The organism is Williamsia sp. Leaf354 (assembly GCF_001424365.1).
In the GTDB taxonomy this organism is placed as follows: domain Bacteria; phylum Actinomycetota; class Actinomycetes; order Mycobacteriales; family Mycobacteriaceae; genus Williamsia_A.
In genome coordinates this window covers 245,930-267,211 of sequence record NZ_LMPL01000004.1, presented here as the reverse complement: position 1 = coordinate 267,211, position 21,282 = coordinate 245,930, and the positions used below count along the sequence as shown (strand labels likewise).

At 68.2% G+C, this 21,282-nt stretch carries 22 protein-coding genes; 11 read left to right on the top strand and 11 right to left on the bottom strand.

Annotated features, from left to right (window positions below):
• Positions 1 to 126: 126 nt before the first annotated feature.
• From greA to ASG12_RS15720, 6 genes are all read right to left on the bottom strand, one after another.
• Positions 127 to 621, bottom strand: a complete 495-nt coding sequence (gene greA, locus ASG12_RS15745; RefSeq protein ID WP_045822040.1) for a transcription elongation factor GreA — start codon at positions 619 to 621, stop codon at positions 127 to 129.
• A gap of 163 nt (positions 622 to 784) precedes the next feature.
• Positions 785 to 1,573, bottom strand: a complete 789-nt coding sequence (locus ASG12_RS15740) for a queuosine precursor transporter (protein WP_055791563.1) — start codon at positions 1,571 to 1,573, stop codon at positions 785 to 787.
• A gap of 27 nt (positions 1,574 to 1,600) precedes the next feature.
• Complete coding sequence (locus ASG12_RS15735; RefSeq protein ID WP_055791560.1) at positions 1,601 to 2,275, bottom strand: LppP/LprE family lipoprotein; 675 nt, start codon at positions 2,273 to 2,275, stop codon at positions 1,601 to 1,603.
• Position 2,276: 1 nt separating this feature from the next.
• Entirely contained in the window at positions 2,277 to 2,948 is a 672-nt protein-coding gene (locus tag ASG12_RS15730) for an LppP/LprE family lipoprotein (protein WP_055791557.1), read from the bottom strand.
• 76 nt (positions 2,949 to 3,024) lie between these two features.
• Positions 3,025 to 3,720: an LppP/LprE family lipoprotein gene (locus tag ASG12_RS15725; protein ID WP_082502057.1), complete on the bottom strand. Its 696-nt coding sequence runs from the start codon at positions 3,718 to 3,720 to the stop codon at positions 3,025 to 3,027.
• A 126-nt stretch (positions 3,721 to 3,846) separates the two neighbouring features.
• Positions 3,847 to 4,230 carry a DUF4307 domain-containing protein gene (locus ASG12_RS15720; protein WP_327197956.1) on the bottom strand — a complete coding sequence of 128 codons (384 nt, stop codon included), beginning with the start codon at positions 4,228 to 4,230 and terminating at the stop codon, positions 3,847 to 3,849.
• A 216-nt stretch (positions 4,231 to 4,446) separates the two neighbouring features.
• Here ASG12_RS15720 and mca point away from each other — a divergent pair, with 216 nt between their 5' ends.
• Positions 4,447 to 5,310, top strand: coding sequence for a mycothiol conjugate amidase Mca (gene mca, locus ASG12_RS15715; protein ID WP_055791551.1), 864 nt, complete (start codon positions 4,447 to 4,449; stop codon positions 5,308 to 5,310).
• Positions 5,307 to 5,588, top strand: coding sequence for a hypothetical protein (locus tag ASG12_RS15710; protein WP_045822047.1), 282 nt, complete (start codon positions 5,307 to 5,309; stop codon positions 5,586 to 5,588). Before mca ends, ASG12_RS15710 begins: the two co-directional genes overlap by 4 nt.
• Before the next feature lie 41 nt (positions 5,589 to 5,629).
• On the opposite strand, the gene praA is transcribed toward ASG12_RS15710, so the two are convergent.
• A complete protein-coding gene (gene praA / locus ASG12_RS15705) occupies positions 5,630 to 6,139 on the bottom strand; it encodes an alkane oxidation protein activator PraA (RefSeq protein ID WP_045822048.1) in 510 nt (169 codons plus the stop codon).
• A 369-nt stretch (positions 6,140 to 6,508) separates the two neighbouring features.
• On the opposite strand from praA, the gene ASG12_RS15700 reads away from it, so the two are divergent.
• Positions 6,509 to 7,615, top strand: a complete 1,107-nt coding sequence (locus ASG12_RS15700) for a 3-deoxy-7-phosphoheptulonate synthase (RefSeq protein ID WP_055791548.1) — start codon at positions 6,509 to 6,511, stop codon at positions 7,613 to 7,615.
• Here ASG12_RS15700 and pdxR read toward each other — a convergent pair.
• A complete protein-coding gene (gene pdxR / locus ASG12_RS21325) occupies positions 7,501 to 8,976 on the bottom strand; it encodes a MocR-like pyridoxine biosynthesis transcription factor PdxR (protein ID WP_156378136.1) in 1,476 nt (491 codons plus the stop codon). The genes ASG12_RS15700 and pdxR overlap by 115 nt on opposite strands.
• A 46-nt stretch (positions 8,977 to 9,022) precedes the next feature.
• Between pdxR and ASG12_RS15695 the strand changes: the two genes are divergently transcribed.
• Complete coding sequence (locus ASG12_RS15695; protein WP_055791545.1) at positions 9,023 to 9,526, top strand: carboxymuconolactone decarboxylase family protein; 504 nt, start codon at positions 9,023 to 9,025, stop codon at positions 9,524 to 9,526.
• Here ASG12_RS15695 and trhA read toward each other — a convergent pair.
• Entirely contained in the window at positions 9,513 to 10,268 is a 756-nt protein-coding gene (gene trhA, locus ASG12_RS15690; RefSeq protein WP_082502056.1) for a PAQR family membrane homeostasis protein TrhA, read from the bottom strand. The two genes, ASG12_RS15695 and trhA, sit on opposite strands and share 14 nt — an antisense overlap.
• Positions 10,269 to 10,422: 154 nt before the next feature.
• On the opposite strand from trhA, the gene ASG12_RS15685 reads away from it, so the two are divergent.
• On the top strand, positions 10,423 to 11,205 hold the full coding sequence (locus ASG12_RS15685; RefSeq protein WP_055791543.1) for an isoprenyl transferase: 783 nt from the start codon (positions 10,423 to 10,425) through the stop codon (positions 11,203 to 11,205).
• A 23-nt stretch (positions 11,206 to 11,228) separates the two neighbouring features.
• On the opposite strand, the gene coaA is transcribed toward ASG12_RS15685, so the two are convergent.
• A complete protein-coding gene (gene coaA, locus ASG12_RS15680) occupies positions 11,229 to 12,161 on the bottom strand; it encodes a type I pantothenate kinase (protein ID WP_045822052.1) in 933 nt (310 codons plus the stop codon).
• Between the two features lie 172 nt (positions 12,162 to 12,333).
• Between coaA and ASG12_RS15675 the strand changes: the two genes are divergently transcribed.
• The 3 genes from ASG12_RS15675 to ASG12_RS15665 are packed head-to-tail and all read left to right on the top strand — an operon-like array spanning position 12,334 to position 15,794.
• The gene (locus tag ASG12_RS15675; protein WP_055791539.1) at positions 12,334 to 13,560 is read left to right on the top strand and encodes a hypothetical protein; all 1,227 of its coding nucleotides are present in this window, start codon (positions 12,334 to 12,336) and stop codon (positions 13,558 to 13,560) included.
• A gap of 9 nt (positions 13,561 to 13,569) precedes the next feature.
• The gene (glyA, locus tag ASG12_RS15670; RefSeq protein ID WP_055791536.1) at positions 13,570 to 14,880 is read left to right on the top strand and encodes a serine hydroxymethyltransferase; all 1,311 of its coding nucleotides are present in this window, start codon (positions 13,570 to 13,572) and stop codon (positions 14,878 to 14,880) included.
• Positions 14,881 to 14,930: 50 nt separating this feature from the next.
• On the top strand, positions 14,931 to 15,794 hold the full coding sequence (locus tag ASG12_RS15665; RefSeq protein ID WP_055791533.1) for an acyl-ACP desaturase: 864 nt from the start codon (positions 14,931 to 14,933) through the stop codon (positions 15,792 to 15,794).
• A gap of 23 nt (positions 15,795 to 15,817) precedes the next feature.
• Here ASG12_RS15665 and ASG12_RS15660 read toward each other — a convergent pair whose 3' ends face one another.
• Complete coding sequence (locus tag ASG12_RS15660) at positions 15,818 to 17,458, bottom strand: alkaline phosphatase D family protein (RefSeq protein ID WP_055791531.1); 1,641 nt, start codon at positions 17,456 to 17,458, stop codon at positions 15,818 to 15,820.
• Between the two features lie 346 nt (positions 17,459 to 17,804).
• Between ASG12_RS15660 and ASG12_RS15655 the strand changes: the two genes are divergently transcribed.
• The 3 genes from ASG12_RS15655 (at position 17,805) to ASG12_RS15645 (ending at position 21,190) form a co-directional block, all read left to right on the top strand.
• Positions 17,805 to 19,103, top strand: a complete 1,299-nt coding sequence (locus ASG12_RS15655; protein ID WP_055791528.1) for a PhoH family protein — start codon at positions 17,805 to 17,807, stop codon at positions 19,101 to 19,103.
• A gap of 267 nt (positions 19,104 to 19,370) precedes the next feature.
• A complete protein-coding gene (locus tag ASG12_RS15650) occupies positions 19,371 to 20,051 on the top strand; it encodes a L,D-transpeptidase family protein (protein ID WP_082502055.1) in 681 nt (226 codons plus the stop codon).
• A gap of 134 nt (positions 20,052 to 20,185) precedes the next feature.
• Positions 20,186 to 21,190 (top strand): hypothetical protein, encoded by a 1,005-nt coding sequence (locus ASG12_RS15645; RefSeq protein ID WP_055791525.1) that lies wholly within the window; start codon positions 20,186 to 20,188, stop codon positions 21,188 to 21,190.
• Positions 21,191 to 21,282: the final 92 nt, after the last annotated feature.

Genomic DNA, 21,282 nt, shown 5'->3' with positions numbered 1-21,282 from the left:
TTGACGTCCATGAATCGAGAGTGACACCCCGGGGCGAGACGTGTCAATACTGAATTGACAAGCCATTCGGCCGCACACGACAACAGCCCGCGTCCAGAAGGACGCGGGCTGTCGGGTCGATCGTGATCAGGAGTGGTACGGCTCCGCGCTGACGAGCGTCACCTTCACCACGGCGCCACTGGGAACCGAGTACTCGCGGGTCTCGCCGACCTCGGCGTCGATGAGCGCGCCTCCGAGCGGCGACACCGGCGAGTACACCTCGAGCGATGAGTCGCCTGCGCCCTCCTCGCGGGTGGCGATGAGGAAGGTCTCGGTGTCGGACTCGTCGCCGTCGTAGTAGACCTTGACGACCGAACCCGGCAGGGCGACGCCCGATTTGGTGGGCGTCTCGCCTACCTTGGCGTTGTTCAGGAGTTCCTGCAGCTGGCGGATGCGGGCTTCCTGCTGGCCCTGCTCCTCGCGGGCGGCGTGGTAGCCGCCGTTCTCCTTGAGATCGCCCTCTTCGCGACGCTCGTTGATCTCCGCGGCGATGACGGGTCGATTGGCGATCAGGCCATCGAGTTCGTTCTTGAGCCGATCATGGGACTCCTGGGTCAGCCAGGTCACCTGTGTGTCGGTCATGGACGTCACTCCTGTCGAATCTTCTCCGCCCGCGATTCGGGCCGCGCGGTGTACCCAACTCCTGCAGGCACCTGCAAAATGCAGCAACACGGCCCCACATTGGGGCCGTGTGTCGTTCGATGTTACCAGGTCTGCCCCGGTGAGAGCCCACACCGACGCGAGCTCAGGCCGCGGCGTCGATGCGGGTGAGCGCCTCCTGGTAACTCGGTTCTGCCTTCTTCAGCCGTCCCACGACGGCGTAGGTGATCGGCATGACGACGATCTCGACGAGCGTCTTCCACACGAAGCCGATCACGGTGTAGTTGACGAAGTCCTGCCAGGTGGAGATGCCCAGTGCCGATGCCGCGATGGAGCAGAACACGAGGGTGTCGAAGAACTCCCCGACGATCGTGGAGCTGATGAGACGTGCCCACAGGCGGCGTTCGCCGCTGCGCTCCTTCATCTTGACCATCACGTAGGAGTTCAGGAACTCTCCGACGAGGTACCCCGAGAGGCCGGCGAGCAGGAACTGCGGGACCACGCCCGCGACGGTCTCGAACGACTGCTGACCGTCGTAGAAGTCGGCGGCGGGTAGGTGGATGGTGAGCCAGAAGCATCCCGAGGCGAGCAGGAGGACGCCGAACCCGCTGTAGATGACCCTGCGCATGGCGCGGAAGCCGTAGACCTCGCTGATCACGTCGCCGAGGACGTAGGCGAGGGGGAAGAGGTAGAAGGCGCCGTCGGTGACGAGTCCGTGCACCTTCAGGGGGCCGAGTTCGAAACTCAGCGACGGGAACAGCAGCACACCTTTGGTGCCGGTGATGTTGCTGATGATCATCACCCCGACGAACAGGGCGACGAGGATCGGGAAGTAGGGACTGGTGAGCGTGGCGAAGGCCGGTGTCGCCGGGCGTGAGGCCCGCTGATCGGGATCAGTCTGCGAAACCGGCCGCCCAGACTTGGCGGTGGTCATGGTGGCCAAGTATGCGCCACCGATCCCTCACCCCGGTGCCTCGCATTGGTCGAGGAACTCCTGCGGCAGTGTTCCTTCCATGATCACCTTCGACCCGTTCCAGCGGAACGTCACCTCCGTCCCACCGCCGGGATCGGCGGTCGAGGGGTGTGGTCCGTGGAACCAGCCGTAGTGGACATCGACATGATCGGGTCCTGAGCCGAGAACCCAGGACAGGCCGGAGTTGCATCGGATTCCTGTCCCGAGCCAGCGACCGTCGGGACCGAAGAGGAGGAGTTGATCGGCCGACGAGGCCGTGCCGTGCTCGGTGGTCAGTTCCGCCCACGACAGTGCATTGCACGACGACATGTCCGAGCGTACGACCCCCCACTTCCAGTCGAACTGTGTCGAGGGCGGCGCGATCCGCGAGCCGGCGTTCGAGATCTTCGCTGCTGCATCGGCATACGGTCCACAGGGCGTATCGGGACGATCGTTGATCGGCGTCGCGTCTGCGCCCCCTGTCTCCGGCGCCGCGTCGGAATCGCCCGCGTCGGCACCGTTGTCAGACGGTGCGGCTGCCGAGGTCGACGGGGGTGCGGTCACGGTGCGGGTGACCGTGGAGGTCATCGGCGTGGCGGTGTGGGTGTCGGTGGAGCATGCGGCTGCGGTGAGTCCGGTCAGACAGATGATCGCCGCGACGGCGGAGCGTGTCGTTGTCCGCATGTCAGCACTTCCCGTTCGTCACCGCGCGCGGAAGCGAGCCGTCCATCACCACGCGAGACCCGTTCCACCGGAACGTCACCTGCGTCGATCCCTGCGGCGCGGCGAGCGGCTCGTCGCCGGTGAGGTACCTGTATCGGACGGTGATCCGGTCACGGCTCGCGCCGATCACCTCCTGGTAGCCGACGTTGCACTTGATGCCCGTCCCGATGAAGCGCATGTCGCGGTTGAAGATCAGCAGTTGCTGCGGTGACGACACGGTGGCTCCCTGGGTGTCGAGCTCCATGTAGGAGATGTCGTTGCAGCTGTCGAAGTTCGCCGCACCGGTCACCCAGCGATATCCGGGGCCGTCGGTGGGAACCGACGCGATGGCCCTGTCGAGCTCCGCGGGAGCGGGGTTGGTCGTGCCGCACAGGCGCAGCGGTGCCCGGTTCGAGGTGGGCGCGGGCGCGGCGACGTCGCCCCCGCTGCCGCCGTCGGAGCCCGAGCCACTCTGCGCAGTGTCGGCGACGTCGGTCTCGGGTGCGTCCACCGACGTGGTCGTGCTCGGCGACGACGCGGTGACCGTCACGGTCGAGGGGGTCGCGGTGGTTGCGTCGTCGGAACCGCAGGCGGCGAGGGAGGCGATGGCGCAGACGCCGAGAATGGCTGTCGCGGTGCGTGTCACGATGGTCATGGTCGTCTCTCGTGTCGGGTGGTGTCGTGCTGGGCGGTGATCCTGCTCGGGCCGTGGTGTTGTGGTCGGTCTCATGTCAGCACTTCCCCTCGGTGAACGCGTACGGCAGCGTGCCGTCCAACACGACGCGAGAGCCGTTCCAGCGGAACGTGACATCGACCTTGCCGACACCGCCCTGCGAATGCTGTTGCGCCGGATTGGTCAGGTCGACGTAGGTGTACTGGACGGTGATGGCATCCGGTGAGGTCGCGAGAACGTATTGCCCACGCTGTGCTTCGCATCTGATCCCGGTGCCCTGGAAATGGCCATCGTGATAGATCAGCAACTGGCGCTCGCGAACCGGTGCGAGTGCGCCTGCCCGATCGAGTTCTATCCAGCTCAGTCCGCGACACCACGCACCGCCCGCGTTGTAGGCGCGCCACGAGCCGTTGTGCTCGGGCTGGGGAATGCGCGCGGCGTCTCGTGTGGCCGCGGCCGCCGTCCCGATGTTCGGCGCGCACCCCGCATCGTTGTCGGAGCCGCCGGACCCCGTCCCACCGGTGTTGCCCCCGGCCGCGGGTACGACGGCGGTCACTGTGGTGGTCGATGGGAGGGGCGTCGTGACGGGCGCGACGTCGGAGGATGCATCGGCGGTGACCGTGGCGGTTGCCGTGCGGTCGCGCGTGGGGAACGACACATCGTCTGTGCCGCAGCCGGCGAGGACGCCGACCGCGCACACGCTGAGGCTCAGAAGGGCGACGGAACGGGGAAACGAGGGGAGGGCAATTCTCATGGCGGGGTCTCTGCTCTCTACCGGGACGTGTTGTCCGGTATCTCGCAGTACCGCTGCACTTCGTTAGCGGAGAAAAACGACTGATACCAACCTGTTATCGGATGTGGTCCGATCGTATGAAGCAGATCAGTCGGTGGGCGGCCGCAGATAGGCCGGCACGGTCTGCGAGCACCCGAACACCTCGCCGATGGCGGGTGCGGCGGAGGTCCGGACCCGCGACACGACGCCGGTCTGCTGCGCATCGCCCGGGGCGACGAGGACCTCGCGGCGTCCGACCTCGGAGCCGTCGCGCGCACGGGCGCGCACCACGCAGGCGACCGGCTCGCGCGGGTCGCTGCGGGTGACGGTGAACTGGACGTCGATGGTGGTGGCGTCGACGATGTCGTAACCGGTCGCCTCGCCCGAGACCGGCGGGTCGGCGAACTTCTTGTAGCCGACGAACGCCACGGTGAGGCCCGCGGCCACCACGACGATCGACAGGATGATCAGCCAGCGGCGTCGGGTGCTCACGGGACGCTCGGTGGGGTACCGGCCGGGGGGCGGTGTGGGGCCGGTGGTCATGGTTCATACCTACCATGAGTGCGAGGGCGCTCCGGCTCGGCGGCAGTGGCCGCGATCAGGGGTGCGCGGCCCGTCGGGACCTCCCGGTGGGAGAATCGGGGCAGCGAGCGATGACGAGCGGTGTCGAAAGAAGTGAGGACGAGTGCAGTGAGTGGCCTTCGGTTGATGGCGGTGCACGCGCACCCCGACGACGAGTCGAGCAAGGGTGCGGCGACCATGGCCAAGTACGCCTCGGAGGGCCACGAGGTCCTGGTGGTGACCCTGACCGGCGGCGAACGTGGCGACATCCTCAACCCCGCGATGGATCTGCCGGGGATCAAGGAGCGCATGCCCGAGGTCCGCAAGGAGGAGATGGCCAAGGCCGCCGCGGCACTGGGTGTCGAACAGACGTGGCTGGGTTACGTCGATTCCGGTCTGCCCGAGGGCGATCCGCTGCCACCGCTCCCGGAGGGCTGTTTCGCGTTGGTCCCCCTCGAGGAGTCGACCGAGGCGCTGGTCCGGGTGGTCCGTGACTTCCGTCCGCACGTGATGATCACCTACGACGAGCGCGGCGGGTACCCGCATCCCGATCACATCCGCTGCCATGAGGTCTCGATGGCCGCCTACGAGGCGGCGGGCGATCTCGAGCGGTTCCCCGACGCGGGAGACCCCTGGACGGTGTCGAAGATCTACTACACGCACGGTTTCATCCGCGATCGGATGATCCGGTTCTCCGACGAGTTCGACAAGCACGGGCAGGACAACCCGTACAAGGAATGGCTCGCGAACTGGGATCCCAGTCGCGGTGACCTGATGGGCCGCGTCACCACACAGATCACGTGCGGCGACTTTTTCACCGCGCGCGACGAGGCGTTGCGGGCGCACGCGACCCAGATCGATCCGAACGGGGTCTTCTTCGCGGTGCCGATGGAGTGGCAGCAGCGACTGTGGCCCACCGAGGAGTACGAGCTCGCGAAGACGCGGGTGAAGACGGCCATCCCCGAGACCGACCTGTTCGCCGGCCTCGACGCCGCCGCGGAGCAGTCGTGAACAGCACCCTCGTCCTCGCCGGCGCGCATGTCACCGACGTGCTCGCACGCGACGCCGACGGGCCGGAGTTCGGCAAGGCGTCGCCGCTGGGCCTTCTGCTCGTCCTGTTGCTGCTGGTGGGAACCGTGTTCCTCATCCGGTCGATGAACAAGCGGCTGCGCAAGCTGCCCACGAGTTTCTCGCGCGACGAGCCCGAGCCCGATCAGGCCGCCGACGACGGAACCGATCCCGGCAGTGTGGGGAACGACACCGGCCCCGCACGAGGTCGCGACAACTAGTCACGACGACGCACGGGGCCGGATGAGTCGGACCCGATCGATCAGGACAGGGTGAAGGCCGGGTTCGGCTTGACGGTCAGGTTGTTGATCGTGCAGTTGCCCGGCAGCGACTGGTTGGTCGAGGTCAGGGTGTTGGTCAGGTTGTCGAACGATCCCGCGAGGGTGGCCGGGCCGCAGTTGCTGCTCAGCACCGAGAACGCGACGCCGGAGACCTGGCCGGTGGTGGCGCTGGTGGGCGTGAGGGTCCACGGCAGCCCCTTGATCACGGGAACGCCGCAGAGGAAGTTGCTGCCGCTGACCTTCGCGCCGGTGATCGAGGCGGCACTGCCGTCGGCGTTCACCGAGCCGGTGAGGGTGATGTTGCAGTTGACCGGCACGCCGAACGACGCGTCCGAGGTGACCGAGATCGTGCCGGGTGCGGTGAACGCGGTGTTCGCCGGGGAGATCGTCGCGGCACCGGCCACTCCGGCCCCGATCGTCGCGCCGACGACGGCAACCGTCGCGGCGACGGTGGCGAGAGCGCGCGAGCGGACGGTGGTGTTGAACCTCATGGGTGTGTCCTCCAGGTAAGGGTGTCGAACGGGTGATCGTGACGTCGATCACTCGAAAAGGGACGTTAGGCTCACGAACTTGACTCACCGCACCCTTCCGCACAGATCTGTGAGAAAACACAACAAGTCCGATTTGTCGTGGTGACGGTGGGCTCGTGTACCTTTGGTGGCGTGATCACCACCGGCTGCGCCTATCACTGGCGTTTTATCGAGGCTCCGGGTGGAGCCGTCGATGGAGCGCGTCGAGCGACGTAGCCAGCGAACCCCCACCCCGGAGCCCCGAGCAGTGACCGCCACGGTCGCTGCTTTTTTGTTTGTCGGCGCCGGAGCGGATCGCAACGTGTGCCGTAGTCCACGAAAGGCACACCCATGACCACCGACCTGACCGACACGGCCGCGGAATCGACGTCGGATCGACGTATCCGCGCCTTCCGGCCGATCCCCTCGCCGCACACGCTGCTGGCCGAACTCCCGTTGACCGACCGTCGCGCTCGTCAGGTCGCCGCCGATCGGGCCGAGATCGCCGACATCCTCGCCGGCACCGACGACCGCCTGCTCGTGGTGGTGGGACCGTGCTCGGTCCACGACCCGGTGGCCGCGCTCGACTACGCGCGGCGGCTGGCCGTGGTGGCCGACACCCACGCCTCGCGTCTGAAGATCGTGATGCGCGTGTACTTCGAGAAACCGCGCACCACCGTCGGATGGAAGGGCCTCATCAACGATCCGGCCATGGACGGCAGCTTCGACATCGAACGCGGGCTCCGTACCGCGCGGGCGCTGCTGCTCGACGTCATCGACCTCGGCCTGCCGGTGGGATGTGAGTTCCTCGAGCCCACCAGCCCGCAGTACATCGCCGACGCGGTGTCGTGGGGTGCCATCGGCGCCCGCACCACCGAGTCGCAGGTGCACCGGCAGCTCGCCTCGGGTCTGTCGATGCCGATCGGGTTCAAGAACGGCACCGACGGCGACGTGCAGGCCGCGGTCGACGGCGTGAACGCCGCTGCGGCGCAGCACGTCTTCTTCGGCGTCGACGATCAGGGGCGGGCGGCGGTGGTCGAGACCGCGGGCAACGCCGACTGTCACGTCATCCTGCGCGGCGGCCGATCGGGGACCAACTTCGACATCGACTCGGTGCGGTCTGCCGCGGCGGTCCTCGCGGCGGCCGGCAACCCGCCGCGCCTGATGATCGACTGCTCGCACGCCAACTCCGGCAAGGATCACCGCCGTCAGACCGAGGTGGGTACCGAGGTCGCGTCGATGATCGGCCGTGGCGCACAGGAGGTGTCGGGGATCATGCTCGAGAGCTTCCTGGTCGCCGGCGCGCAGTCGCTCGATCATCGGACACCGGGCGAACCGCTCGTCTACGGGCAGTCGGTGACCGACAAGTGCATGGACTTCGCCACCACCGTCGAGGTGATCGAGTCGCTGTCCGCGGCGGTCACGAGAAGGTCGGCGAGCGCGGCGATGTCGGCCTGAAACCTGTGTTCGGGGGGTGTCGCGAAGCCGACCACGATCCCCCCGGACGGCAGTGGGGCGGCGTCGGGATGCCGGAACCCGTCGAGCCCTGCGACGACGAATCGGCGCTCTGTCGCGAGCTCCAGAGCCCTCGCCTCGATCGTCGGTGACACGGTGAGCACGGCGTGCAACCCGGCCGACATCCCCGACACCTCCACGCCGCGGGCGTTCATGGTGGCGGTGATGGCGTCCCGGCGCGCCCGGTAGTGCGATCGACTGCGCCGTACATGGCGGTCGTAGGCGCCCGATTCGATCATGTCGGCGAAGACCATCTGATCGACGATGCTGGCCGTCGCCTCGCGAAGCCCCTTGGCGCGCACCACGTCCGCGATCAGCCGGTCGGGCACCACGATCCACCCGATGCGCACCGCCGGCGACAGCGACTTGCCGGCCGAGCCGAGATGGATCACGTCGTCCGGTGCGAGGCCCTGGATCGCGCCCACCGGGTCGCGGTCGTAGCGCAGCTCGCCGTCGTAGTCGTCCTCGATGATGACGCCGCCGCGCGTTCGCGCCCAGTCCACGAGGTGGGCCCGCCGGCGGGGGTCGAGTGCGTGACCGGTGGGGTACTGGTGGCTCGGGGTGACGACCACGGCCGTCGCCGACGATTCCGCGAGTCGGGCGACGTCGAGGCCGCCGGTGTCGATCGCGATCGGTGTGACCCGGGTGCCACCGCGTTCGATGACCTCGCGGTGGAACGGCAGGCCATAGCTCTCGACCGCGACCGTGTCGTCGAACACGGTGCGCGAGAGCAGTTCCAACGACTGAGAGACCGATGTGGTGAGCACGATGTGGTGTTCGTCGGTACGTACGCCCCGCACGCGGCCGAGGTATGCCGCCAACGCCTTCCGCGTCGCGAGATGGCCCTGCGGATCGCCCACCCCGAACGCGGAGTGAGGCGCCGCCTCGAGAGCTCGGCGAGTGCTGCGGATCCAGTCGGCGCGGGGGAACAACGCCGGCTGGGGCTGGCCGAGTCGGAAGTCGTACGCGGGAGCCGCCGGCGGATCGGGGCGGGCGTGCGGGGTGGTCGCGACGTGTGTCAGATCGGCGACGCGGGTGGCCGATCCGACCCGTGCGACCAACCACCCCTCCGCGATCAGCTCCTGGTAGACACCGGAGACGGTTCCGCGGGCCATCTGCAGGTCAGCGGCGAGTGAGCGGTAGGGCGGCAGCGTGCTGCCAGGGACGAGACGTCCGTCGGTGATCGCCGCGCGCAGTGCGGTCGCCAGGGCGGTCCGTCGCCCCCGCGAACCGGGTGCGGACTCGACGTCGAGAATCAGGTCGGCACCCAGTCGTCCGGCCAGATCGGCCCACGAATTCGTCATCGGATTGAACTCTACTGTGCGTCAATCGGTCCCTAGCGTGGCTCGCATGACCACAGACGCACACTCTGCGCCCAGCCGGCGAGTGGCCATCCCGGCGACCAATCCCAGGGTCTACGAAGCACTCGTCGCCCTGCAGGCCGCGGCGGCGGACGGCGTCGACGCCGAACTCGCCGAACTGATCAAGATCCGGGCCTCGCAGTTGAACGGCTGCGCCTACTGCCTGCACATGCACGTCTCCGATGCGGTCGCCCTGGGTGTGTCCGACAGCAAGCTGCACATGGTCGCCGTGTGGCGCGAGGCGCCCCACTTCTTCACGGCCCAGGAGATGGCGGTCCTCGAGTTCACCGAGGCCGTCACCCGCCTCGGCGACCGCGGGGTGCCCGACGACGTCTACGCGCGCGCCGCCGAACACTTCGACACCCACACCATGGGTCAGCTCCTCGCCACCGTCATCATGATCAACACCTGGAACCGGATCGCCGTGACCAGCCGCTACGCCGCAGGTGGCGACGAACGGCGAGCCCGAGCCGGGCGACTCAACCGACCGTGAACACCACGAGCCACACGGCTATGTAGTGCACGAGCGCCGCTATGACGGTGGCCGCGTGGAAGAACTCATGGTGGCCGAAGGTCGACGGCCACGGATCGGGCCACTGTGTCGCATAGAGGATGGCGCCCACGCTGTAGAAGAACCCACCGACGGCGAGGAGAACGACCACCGCGACCCCGGTGCGGTCGAGCAGCTGGGGGAGCACGGCGACGATGGTCCATCCCAGAAGCAGGTACAGCGGCACCCCGACCCAGCGAGGTGCGCGGGGCCACACCATCTTCAGGGTCACCCCTGCGGCGGCGCCCGACCACACCACGGCCAGGACGATCCACTTCGCCGGCGCGGTGAGACCCAGCACGCAGAACGGCGTGTAGCTACCGGCGATGAAGATGAAGATCATCGAGTGGTCGGCGCGTTTCATCCAGACGCGTGCACGCGCGGTCGACCAGTTCACCCGGTGGTAGGTGGCGCTGACCCCGAAGACGCCGCACACGGTGAGTGCGTAGAGGCCGCACGCCGCGGCGGCGACCGGGCCGACGAGCGCCCACGAGACCGAGACGAGCGTCGCGCCGGTGACGATGGCGACGAACCCCGAGTAGAGGTGGATCCAGCCCCGCATGCGTGGCCTCAGGTCGGCGAGCACCGACAACTCGGCGACGTCGTGGGCGTACGTGCTCGCCGGGTCGTGCCCGGGGGATCGCCCTGCGGGAGGACGATCCGTCGAGAACTGCTCGGTCACCATGGGTGCCGCCTTCCGTCGGGGTGATCGTACGGCGTGAAACCTACGGTAGCGTAGGTTGCCGATCCGATGGTTCCGGTGACACCCAGGCAGGGCGAGTAGTCTTCCGTTCCGTGAAGGCGACCCGTGATGACTCCACCGCCGAGGGTCCGATGTCGTGAGACTGATCCCGACCGGTGTCCGCGGACCGATGTACCGGATCTACGAGAGTCGCCTCGTCCAGCTCATGGACACGCAGCGGCTGCCCCGGCACATCGCGATCATCTGCGACGGCAACCGGCGGTGGGCTCGCGAGGCGGGGTTCGAGGACGTCAGTCACGGTCACCGCGTGGGCGCCCAGAAGATCGCCGAGATGCTGCGCTGGTGTTCGGAACTGTCCATCGAGACCGTCACCATCTACCTGCTCTCCACCGAGAACCTCCAGCGCGCCTCCGATGAACTCGAGGCGCTGATGGAGATCGTCCCCGACATCGTCGAGGAGATCGCGACCCCCGACGAGCAGTGGCGGGTGCGGATCGTGGGCACCCTCGACCAGCTGCCCGAGCAGGTGGCCCGGCGGTTGAAGACCGCGCAGGAGCGCACCATCGACCGCACCGGTATGCACGTGAACGTGGCTGTCGGATACGGCGGTCGACAGGAGATCGTCGACGCGGTGCGGTCGCTGTTGGCCGATCGGGTCGCCGAGGGTGCCGATGTGGACGATCTTGTGGAGGCGGTCAGCGTCGAGGCGATCGATGCGCACCTCTACACCAAGGGGCAGGCCGACCCCGACCTCGTGATCCGGACCTCCGGGGAACAGCGACTCTCGGGATTCCTGCTGTGGCAGAGCGCGTACTCCGAGATCTGGTTCACCGATGCCTACTGGCCCGAGTTCCGGCGCGTGGATTTCCTTCGCGCACTGCGTGATTACGCTGCGCGCAGCCGTCGCTTCGGCCGCTGAGACACACCCCGCACGCGTGCCACCTAGATCTTTCTCAGCCGGACCCTGTTGATCGAGTGGTCGGCGTCCTTGCGCAGCACCAGCGTCGCGCGCGGACGCGACGGGAGGATGTTCTGCACCAGGTTCGGCAGGTTGATGCCGTGCCAGAGGTCGTGCGCGGCCTGCGTGGCCGCGGCGTCGGAGAGCGACGAGTACGCGTGGAAGTGCGAGTTCGGGTCGGCGAAGGCGGTCGACCGCATCGCGAGGAAACGGTGCACGTACCAGTCCTCGATGTCCTCGATGCGGGCGTCGACGTAGACCGAGAAGTCGAACAGGTCCGACACCATGAGCCGCTGCCCGGTCTGCAGGACGTTGAGGCCCTCGAGGATGAGGATGTCGGGTTGGCGCACGTGATGTCGCTCGCCGCGCACGATGTCGTAGGTGAGGTGGGAGTACACCGGTGCGGCGGCGTCGGCCGCACCGGATTTGACCTCGGTGACGAATCGTAGGAGTGCGCGTCGATCGTAGGACTCGGGAAAACCCTTGCGGTGCATGATGCCCCGGCGTTCGAGCTCCTTGGTGGGGTAGAGGAAGCCGTCGGTGGTCACCAGGTCGACGCGCGGGTGGGCGTCCCAGCGCGACAGCAGCGCCTGCAGCACGCGCGCGGTGGTCGACTTGCCCACGGCCACACTGCCGGCGACCCCGATCACGAACGGCACCTGGCGTTCGGGCTGGCTCTCGCCGAGGAACGTCGACGTGGCGGCGAACAGGCGTTGCCGCGCGGCCACCTGGAGATGGATCAGTCGTGACAGGGGCAGGTAGACGTCGGCGACCTCGGAGAGATCGATCTGCTCGCCGAGACCCCGGTGACCGCGGAGTTCCTCCTCGTTCATCGCCAACGGCACCGACTGACGCAGCTGCCGCCACTGGGCGCGGTCCAGCTCGATGTACGGGCTGGGTTCGGTCACGCGGGACACGCCACCCCTGACCGCCGGACCCGCATCCCTGATCGCCGTGTGGTCGGCGATGTCGCCTGGCGAGGAGGCCTGGAGGGGAGTCGCTCGATCCCGAGTGCGCGCGGCATGGGGACAAGTGTCGCGAACGTGACGACGAACCGACACCCCGGGGTGGCCCGGTAGCGTCGCCCGCATGGATGACGCCACTGCTTCCGAGTCGCTGATCACCGACTACCTGCGTGCGGGCCTGGCGTTCGACCGCCTCGAGGAGGGCTTCGTCGACGCCTACACCGGTGATCCGCAGCTGCGTGTGCAGTCGCAGCGCGACGCCGCCCCCGACCCCGCGGAGCTCGCCCGTCGGGTGCGAGGACTGCGCTCCGATGTGGCGGCGTCGGATCTGCCCGCCGCCCGGCGCGACTTCGTCGCCTCGCACCTGCGCGCGATGGAGTGTTCGGCCCGACGGTTCGCCGGCGAGGAGATCGGGTTCGTCGAGGAGGTGTCGCACTATTTCGACGTCGACATCGCGATGGGTGACCCCGACACCTACCGGGCATCCCACAGTGCGCTCGACGAGGTGCTGGCCGGACGCGGCGATCTCGCCGAGCGCTACGCCGCGCACCGCTCCGCCGACGAGATCCCCGCCGACCGACTCGACGAGTGCGTGTCGGCGTTCAGTTCGGCTCTGCGCGAACGGGTCCGGGCCGATCACCCACTACCCGACTCCGAGGTCGTCGATTTCGAGGTGGTGGGCGACAAGCCGTGGTCGGGCTTCAACTACTACCTCGGTGACTACCGCTCGAAGGTCGCGATCAACTCCGATCTCACCCAGCACATGGCGTCGCTGCCGCACCTCATCGCCCACGAGGCCTATCCGGGCCACCACACCGAGCACTGCCGCAAGGAGCAGCTGCTCGTCGGGTCGGGGCAGCGCGAGCAGACGATCTTCCTGGTCAACACCCCGCAGTGCTTGATGGCCGAGGGCCTCGCCGACCACGCGTTGACCGCGGCGATCGGTCCGGACTGGGGGCTGTGGGCGCAGGAGATCTACGCCGATCTCGGTCTGCGGTTCGACGGCGAGCGGGCCCAGCGCATCGCGACGGCCACCGGTGGCCTGCTCGGGGTCCGACAGGACGCGGCGCTGCTGCTGCACGACCGCGGTCGCGACAGCGACACCGTCGCGCAGTACCTGCAGACCTGGCTCCTCGCGTCGCCGGCCCGGGCGCGACAGATGCTGCGCTTCCTGTCCTCGCCGCTGTGGCGGGCCTACATCAGCACCTACGTCGAGGGGTACCGGCTGCTGGCGCAATGGCTCGAGCACGGGCCGGGTGCGACGTCGGTGGCCGCACGCTCGGCCCGCTTCGGTCGGTTGCTCGACGAGCCGCTGACCCCGGCGGCCCTGCGGACCGAATTGGCGCAATAGACTGGGCGCATGACCGCCCACGATGTGACCTCCGCGTCCCTGGCCGAACTCGACCCCGACGTCGCCGCGGCGATGAACGGCGAGCTCAGCCGTCAACGCGACACGCTCGAGATGATCGCGTCGGAGAACTTCGTGCCGCGTGCGGTGCTGCAGGCCCAAGGCAGTGTCCTGACCAACAAGTACGCCGAGGGATATCCGGGCCGTCGCTACTACGGCGGCTGCGAATACGTCGACGTCGTCGAGGACATCGCCCGCGACCGCGCGAAGTCGCTGTTCGGCGCCGAGTTCGCCAACGTGCAGCCCCATTCGGGTGCCTCGGCCAACGCCGCGGTGCTCATGGCGCTGATGGAGCCCGGCGAGAAGCTCCTCGGTCTCGACCTCGCCCACGGCGGGCACCTCACCCACGGGATGCGCCTGAACTTCTCGGGCAAGCTCTACGACATCTCGACCTACGGCGTGAGCAAGGAGGACTTCCGCATCGACATGGACGAGGTCCGGTCGATCGCGGTGGAGAACAAGCCGAAGGTCATCGTCGCAGGATGGTCGGCCTACCCGCGGACCCTCGACTTCGAGGCGTTCCGCTCGATCGCCGACGAGGTCGGCGCACTGCTCTGGGTCGACATGGCGCACTTCGCCGGACTCGTCGCCGCCGGTGTGCACCCGTCGCCCGTGCCCTACGCCGACGTGGTGTCGACCACCGTCCACAAGACCCTGGGTGGCCCCCGCTCGGGTCTGATCCTCGCCAAGAAGGAGTGGGCCAAGAAGCTCAACTCCGCGGTGTTCCCCGGCCAGCAGGGCGGGCCGCTCATGCACGCCGTGGCGGCCAAGGCGGTCACGTTCAAGATCGCCGCGACCGAGGAGTTCGCCGAGCGTCAGCGCCGCACCCTGGAGGGCGCGCGCATCCTCGCCGACCGACTCACCGGTGCCGACGTCGCCGGCGCGGGGGTGTCGGTGCTCACCGGTGGCACCGACGTCCACCTCGTGCTGGCCGATCTGCGCAACAGCGAACTCGACGGCCAGCAGGCCGAGGACCTGTTGCACCAGGTCGGGATCACCGTCAACCGCAACGCCGTGCCGTTCGATCCCCGCCCGCCGATGGTGACCTCCGGACTGCGGATCGGCACCCCGGCCCTGGCCACCCGCGGGTTCGGCACCGAGCAGTTCACCGAGGTCGCCGACATCATCGGCACCGCGCTCGCCGCGGGCACCGACGCCGACGTCACCGCGCTGCGCAGCCGCGTGTCGCAGCTGGCACTGGACTTCCCGCTCTACGACGGACTCGAGGACTGGGGGATGCTCAGCACCCCTGCGCGCGTCTAGAGGACGGGGTTCGTTTCCCTCCCGCACGGGCAGTCACTATCCTGACCAGCGTGACTTCAATCGCCGACGACGAACTGATCATGGTCCTCGAGAAGGCGCTGCCTGAGATCGCCGAGGAACACGAGAACAACTCGATCACGTGGAACCCGCACGACCTCGTGCCGTGGGACGAGGGCCGCAACTTCTCGTTCCTCGGGGGCGACGACTGGGAGCCCGGCGAGTCGACGATGTCCGACGAGGTCCGCGCGGCGGTGCTGGCTCTGCTGATGACCAAGGAGAACCTGCCGTCGTTCCACCGCGTCCTGGGGATCCACTTCCCGCCCTTCTCCGAATGGCGTGCGCTGGTCGGGCGTTGGACCGCCGAGGACAACCGCCACTCCATCGCGCTGCGTGACCACCTCGTGGTGACACGCCAGGTCGATCCCGAGCGGGTCGAGGCGCTGCGCCTGTCGCACGTCACGCAGGGCTACCAGCAGAACCCCGAGTCGCGCACCATGTCGCCGGCGTACGTCCTCGCCACGATGGCCGTCCACGAGAACCAGAGCGTCGCGTTCGCGAACCGTCTGGCCGAGAAGGTCGAGACCGAGAGTCTCGCCGGGATCCTGCGCAACGTGGCCAAGGACGACGAGATCCAGGCGTCGACGTTCGCCGCGTTCCTCAACGCGACGCTCAACGCCCAGCCCGACGCCACCGTCATCGCGGTGGCCACCGCTCTCGACAACGCCGTCCCGATCGGCGCCGACATCTCCGGCTTCGAGGCCGAGCAGGCCCTCATCGCCGACTACGGCGACGAGTCGGTTCTGGTCGGTGTCGCGAAGACCCTGGTCGAGCAACTCGGTCTGCGTTCGCTCGACGGACTCTCCGACTCCGCCGAGGCGGCCCGTCAGAAGCTGCTCACCCGCGCGGACAGCTGACGCCCGCGGGCGTCACGCTCCGGTCAGGCCGACACGTCGGCGCGTGAACGACCGTCGGGGATGGTGATCGTCGCCCGACGGTGCAGCGTGGTCCGCGGGTCGGCGATCGAATCGGCGACCCGGAACTCCGCCTCCCACTGCGTCCGCGTGACGCGGTTGAGCACGTAGCCGCGCTGGGCGTTGCCGAACCGTACGTGGGGTGAGGCGGCCTTGAGCAGCTTGTCCGACGCGTCGCTGTCGGCGCCGTCCTTGCCCGAAGCGATCGATGTCCCCGCGAGTTCGATTCCCACCGTGGGGGATTCGCGGGTGTAGCTCGACCGCAGGTCGGAGACCACGTTGCGGTGGATGTCGCCGACGATGGACACCAGGTTGCGGACACCCCGCTGCCGCGCGCCGTCGAGGATGCGTGCCCGCGACGCCTCGTAGCCGCTCCAGCCGTCCATGCTCACCACACGGTGACCGTCGACCTGTCGCGCGAGGTCGGCGATGGTCGTCTGGTGGGCGAGCACGTTCCACCGACGCCCGCTGTTGCCCAGGCCGTCGAGGATCCACTTCTCCTGCCGCGCACCGGTGATGGTGCGACGAGGGTCGGCGGTCTGCGCGTCCTGCGGGGAATCGTTGTCGCCGTTGACCTGATCGCTGCGGTACTGGCGGGTGTCGAGGACGTTGAACCGCGCGAGATCGCCGAAGTCGAAGCGTCGGTAGGCCTGCACGTCGGCACCACGAGGGCGTTGGGCGGCACGCACGGGGGTGTTCTCCCACCATGCCTTCATCGCGCCGGCGCGGCGGAGGAGGAACTCGGGGATCGGTGCGTTGTCCTCCGAGATCGGACCCGCCCAGTTGTTCTCCACCTCGTGGTCGTCGAAGACGGTGATGAACGGGCTGGCCCGATGCGCCTGCTGCAGTTGGGGATCGAGCTTGTACAGCGCGTAGCGGTCACGGTAGTCGTCGAGCGCCATCATCTCCCGCGCGCACGATTCGGGCAGGGCCACCGAGGTGCGACGTCCGCTGCCGACGATGCCCTTCTCGTACACGTAGTCACCGAGGTGGAACACGACATCGGGTGCCGCGGCGGCCATGTCGGCGAACGCGTTGAAGTATCCGTCACCCCACGACTGGCACGACGCCCACGCGAACGTCAGTGCTGCGAGCGGTGATCCGGGCGCCGGCGCGGTGCGGGTGCGGCCGACGTCGGAGACGTGGCCGTCGGCGCGGAATCGGTAGAAATAGTCGCGCGCGGGCGCGAGTCCGCGCACGTCGACGTGCACGCTGTGTCCGTCGGCCGCGGTCGCGAGGGCCACGCCGCGGCGCAGCACCGACCGCATCGCCTCGTCGCCGGCGAGTTCCCACTCGACCAGCACGGGTCGCTGTCCCATCCCACCGCCGCGGGCCAGGGGGTCGGCGGCCAGTCGTGTCCACAGCACCACGCCGTCGGGGAGCGGGTCGCCCGAGGCCACTCCCAGGGTGAAGAGATGGTCGCCGCGTGCGGGGGACACGCCGATCGGCGCGGCGTCGGCGACGAGACCGGGCGTGAAGGCCAGTGCACCGGCGACGCCGGTCCAGGTGAGGAAGCGGCGTCGGGAGACACCCGCATGCAGGGTCTTGTCGGGGCCGACGGTGATGTTCGTGACGTCGCGCGACGATGCGGAGAGACGGTTGCTCATGCGTACAACCCGACCAGCCCGTGCTGGACCGCTCGCGACCTGCGTACGACGCGTCGATGACCTGTTCGTGAAGATCGACTCCCGCGTACCGGCCGGTGTGAACACCGGCCGAACGGCGGTCGGTGGCGCGTTACGCGTTGTTCACGAACACGCGGCCCCGCCTGCCGCGAAAGTCGGCCGCGCCGGGCGTACGTTCAGCAGTGACGGACCGCGGGGAAGTGGTTCGTCCGGGAGGTTCTATTCGTGGTTTGGTCACACACCGCGAGGGGACCGGCCCCGGTCCCTGTACCGGCCCGGTCCTGTCGAAACTGCCTGCGCGGGAGCCGCGCCGGCCGAGGAGCCCTTCGTGACCACACGCACCTATGTCCTTGACACCTCTGTGCTGCTGTCCGACCCGTGGGCGGTGACGCGATTCGCCGAGCATCGCGTCATCCTTCCGCTGGTGGTGATCAGCGAGCTGGAGGGCAAACGGCATCACCACGAGCTGGGATGGTTTGCGCGCGAGGCGTTGCGGATGCTCGACGACCTCCGTCTCGAGCACGGCCGGCTCGATCTGCCGGTCCCGATCGGTGACGAGGACGGCACCGTGCAGGTCGAGCTCAACCACACCGATCCGGCCGTGCTGCCGGCCGGGTTCCGCACCGACACCAACGATTCGCGAATCCTCGCCTGCGCGTTGAACCTCCGCGCCGAGGGCAAGGACGTCGTGTTGGTCTCCAAGGACACCCCGCTGCGGGTGAAGGCCGGTGCGGTCGGTCTCGCCGCCGACGAGTACCACGCGCAGGACGTGGTGGTGTCGGGATGGTCGGGGATGGCCGAGGTGGAGGTCGATTCCGGCGACATCGACAGGCTGTTCGCCGAGGGTGTGACCGACATCGACGCGGCGCGGGAGATGCCGTGCCACACCGGCGTTCGGCTCCTCGGGGGCTCCTCGAGCGCACTGGGTCGGGTGAACGCCGACAAGCAGGTCCAGCTCGTCCGCGGCGAGCGCGAGGCGTTCGGGTTGCGCGGGCGTTCGGCCGAACAGCGCGTCGCACTCGACCTGTTGCTCGACGAGAGCGTGGGCATCGTGTCTCTCGGCGGCAAGGCGGGTACCGGCAAGTCGGCGCTGGCGCTGTGCGCGGGACTCGAGGCGGTGCTCGAACGACGCACCCATCGCAAGGTGGTCGTCTTCCGTCCGCTCTACGCCGTCGGCGGCCAGCAGCTCGGGTACCTCCCGGGCAGCGAGGCCGACAAGATGGGCCCGTGGGCGCAGGCGGTGTTCGACACCCTCGAGGGGCTGGCCTCGACCGAGGTCATCGAGGAGGTCCTCAGCCGCGGGATGCTCGAGGTGCTGCCGCTGACCCACATCCGCGGTCGGTCGCTGCACGACTCGTTCGTGATCGTCGACGAGGCGCAGTCGCTGGAACGTAACGTCCTGCTGACGGTGTTGTCGCGCTTGGGATCCGGCTCGCGGGTGGTGTTGACCCACGACGTCGCCCAGCGTGACAATCTCCGGGTCGGCCGTCACGACGGTGTCGCCGCGGTGATCGAGAAGCTCAAGGGGCATCCGCTCTTCGCCCACATCACCCTCACCCGCTCGGAGCGGTCGCCGATCGCGGCGCTCGTCACCGAGATGCTCGAGGAGTTCGCGCCGGGAGCGTAGCGAGCGGGCGAAGATGTGACAGTCGCGCCGGGAGCCTGAGCGCCGGGAGCGGAGCGAGCGGGCTCGCGGTAGTCAGCGAGCGGGCAAAGATGTGACAGTCGCGCCGGGAGCCTGAGCGCCGGGCAGCGCGGCTGGGGAGTAAGCCAGCTCACACGCCGATCGGTGACCGTATATCTGCTGTGTTGTGACCGCGCGGATATCGATTACCGGTCGGCGTGCTCGCATACTTCTCTGGTGTCTGAGTTACGTATGTGGTCAATGTTGCGCATGAGGTCCGCCCTCACCGCGCTGTCCCTGTCGGTTCTCGTGGTCGCCGGTGGCGCCCTGGGATCGGCGTCCGCCTCCGCCGACCCCGTGGTCGCCGGCCCGGTCGACTTCCCGTCGACCACGCAGATGGTCACCGTCTCGGTGGCCAAGCGATCGGACACCACCGGGACGCTGACCGCCTACGACAAGGTCGACGGCGTGTGGCGTCCGGTCATCGGACCGGTGAAGGCGTTCGTGGGCTCGATGGGCATCGGGGTCCCGAAGGACGACGTACCGCGCACCCCCGAGGGCACCTTCGCCTTCGACCAGGCCTTCGGACGGCAGGCGAACCCCGGCACGAAGATGCCGTACTTCCAGTCCGACATCCAGGACTGGTGGGATGAGTTCCCCTCGTCACCCACCTACAACACCCACGTTCGACAGGTTGCGAGCCCCGGCGGCGACAGCGAGAACCTCTACACCAGCGGTCCGGTCTACGACTACGCGGTCAACATCGCCCACAATCCGCAGCGTCGGCCGGGCTACGCCTCGGGCATCTTCCTGCACGTCACCGACGGCAACCCCACCCAGGGATGTGTCGCGATCGACAAGGCGACGATGATCTCGGTCCTCAAGTGGCTCGACCCCGCGCGCGACCCGGTGATCGACATCGGCGTCGTCGGTGCAGCGCAGACGGCATAGTGGGCCGCGAAGACCACAAAGACGACAAGGCCGGTCATACGGTCGGACGACAGGTTCTCGATGCGCGGAATCCGCGCGTGCAATGCAAGAATGACCGCATGCAACGCTCTTCTTTGCGAGTCTTCATCGTCGGTGTGGTCTCCGCAATCGCTCTGGCGCTCTTCTCGGTACCGACGGCGTCGGCCGCACCGCTGGTCCCCGCGGCCGGTTACGGCTTCACCGAGGGCGCCCTGATCACCACGTTGTCCCAGCAGGACATCGATCGTGAGATGAACACCGTCGCGCAGACCAACGCGAGTTGGTTCCGGGTGTTGATCGATCGCAGCACCATCGAGAAGAGTCCCGGCGTGTACGACTGGTCGGGCACCGACCGCGTCGTGAATGCCGCCCGTTCGCGCGGGCTGCGGGTCATCGGGCTCATCGCCTTCACCCCGTTCTTCCAGGGTGGAGGGATCCTTCGTACCGCCCCGCCGGCTCGTGCCACCGATTTCTCCGACTTCGTCGGCAAGGCCGTGCAGCGCTACCGCGGCAGCTCGAACACGTGGGAGATCTGGAACGAACCGAACCTGCCGGCCTTCTTCGGTCTGGTGCCGAACAAGCCGCAGCGCTACACCCAGCTCCTGCGCGCGAGCTACCCGGTGATCAAGCGGATCCAGCCGCAGTCGACCGTCATCGCCGCCGGTCTGAGCCGCATCTCGGGCACCGACTCGCCGCCGCAGTTCATCGCCGACATGTACAAGGCCGGCGCGCGGCCGTTCTTCGACGCCGCCGCTCTGCACCCGTACGTGTTCCCCAACGGGTTCGCGAACGCCCCTGACAACGCCATCTCCGACGTCGCCCGGGTGCGCGCACTCATGGTCGCCAACGGTGATGCGAACAAGAAGATCTGGTTCACCGAGATCGGCGCCCCCAGCAACGGTCCGGGCCGAGGTGGCAACACACCCGAGCAGCAACGTGATCAGATCCGCGACCTCCTCGCGTTCATCGCGCGTCTGCCGTACGCGGGACCGGCGATCATCTACAGCATCCGCGACTTCTCCCGCGATCCGCGCACACTCGGCGATCGCGAGACCCGGTTCGGTGCACTGCTGACCCAGGACTACAAGCTCAAGCCGACGTACTTCCTGCTCAAGAAGTAGTCACCCGCGAGCTCGACCGACGCGCCCCCGCCGATCCGGTGGGGGCGTTCGTCGTGGTCGACGCACAAGGGAACCGTTCGTGGTTAGGCAAT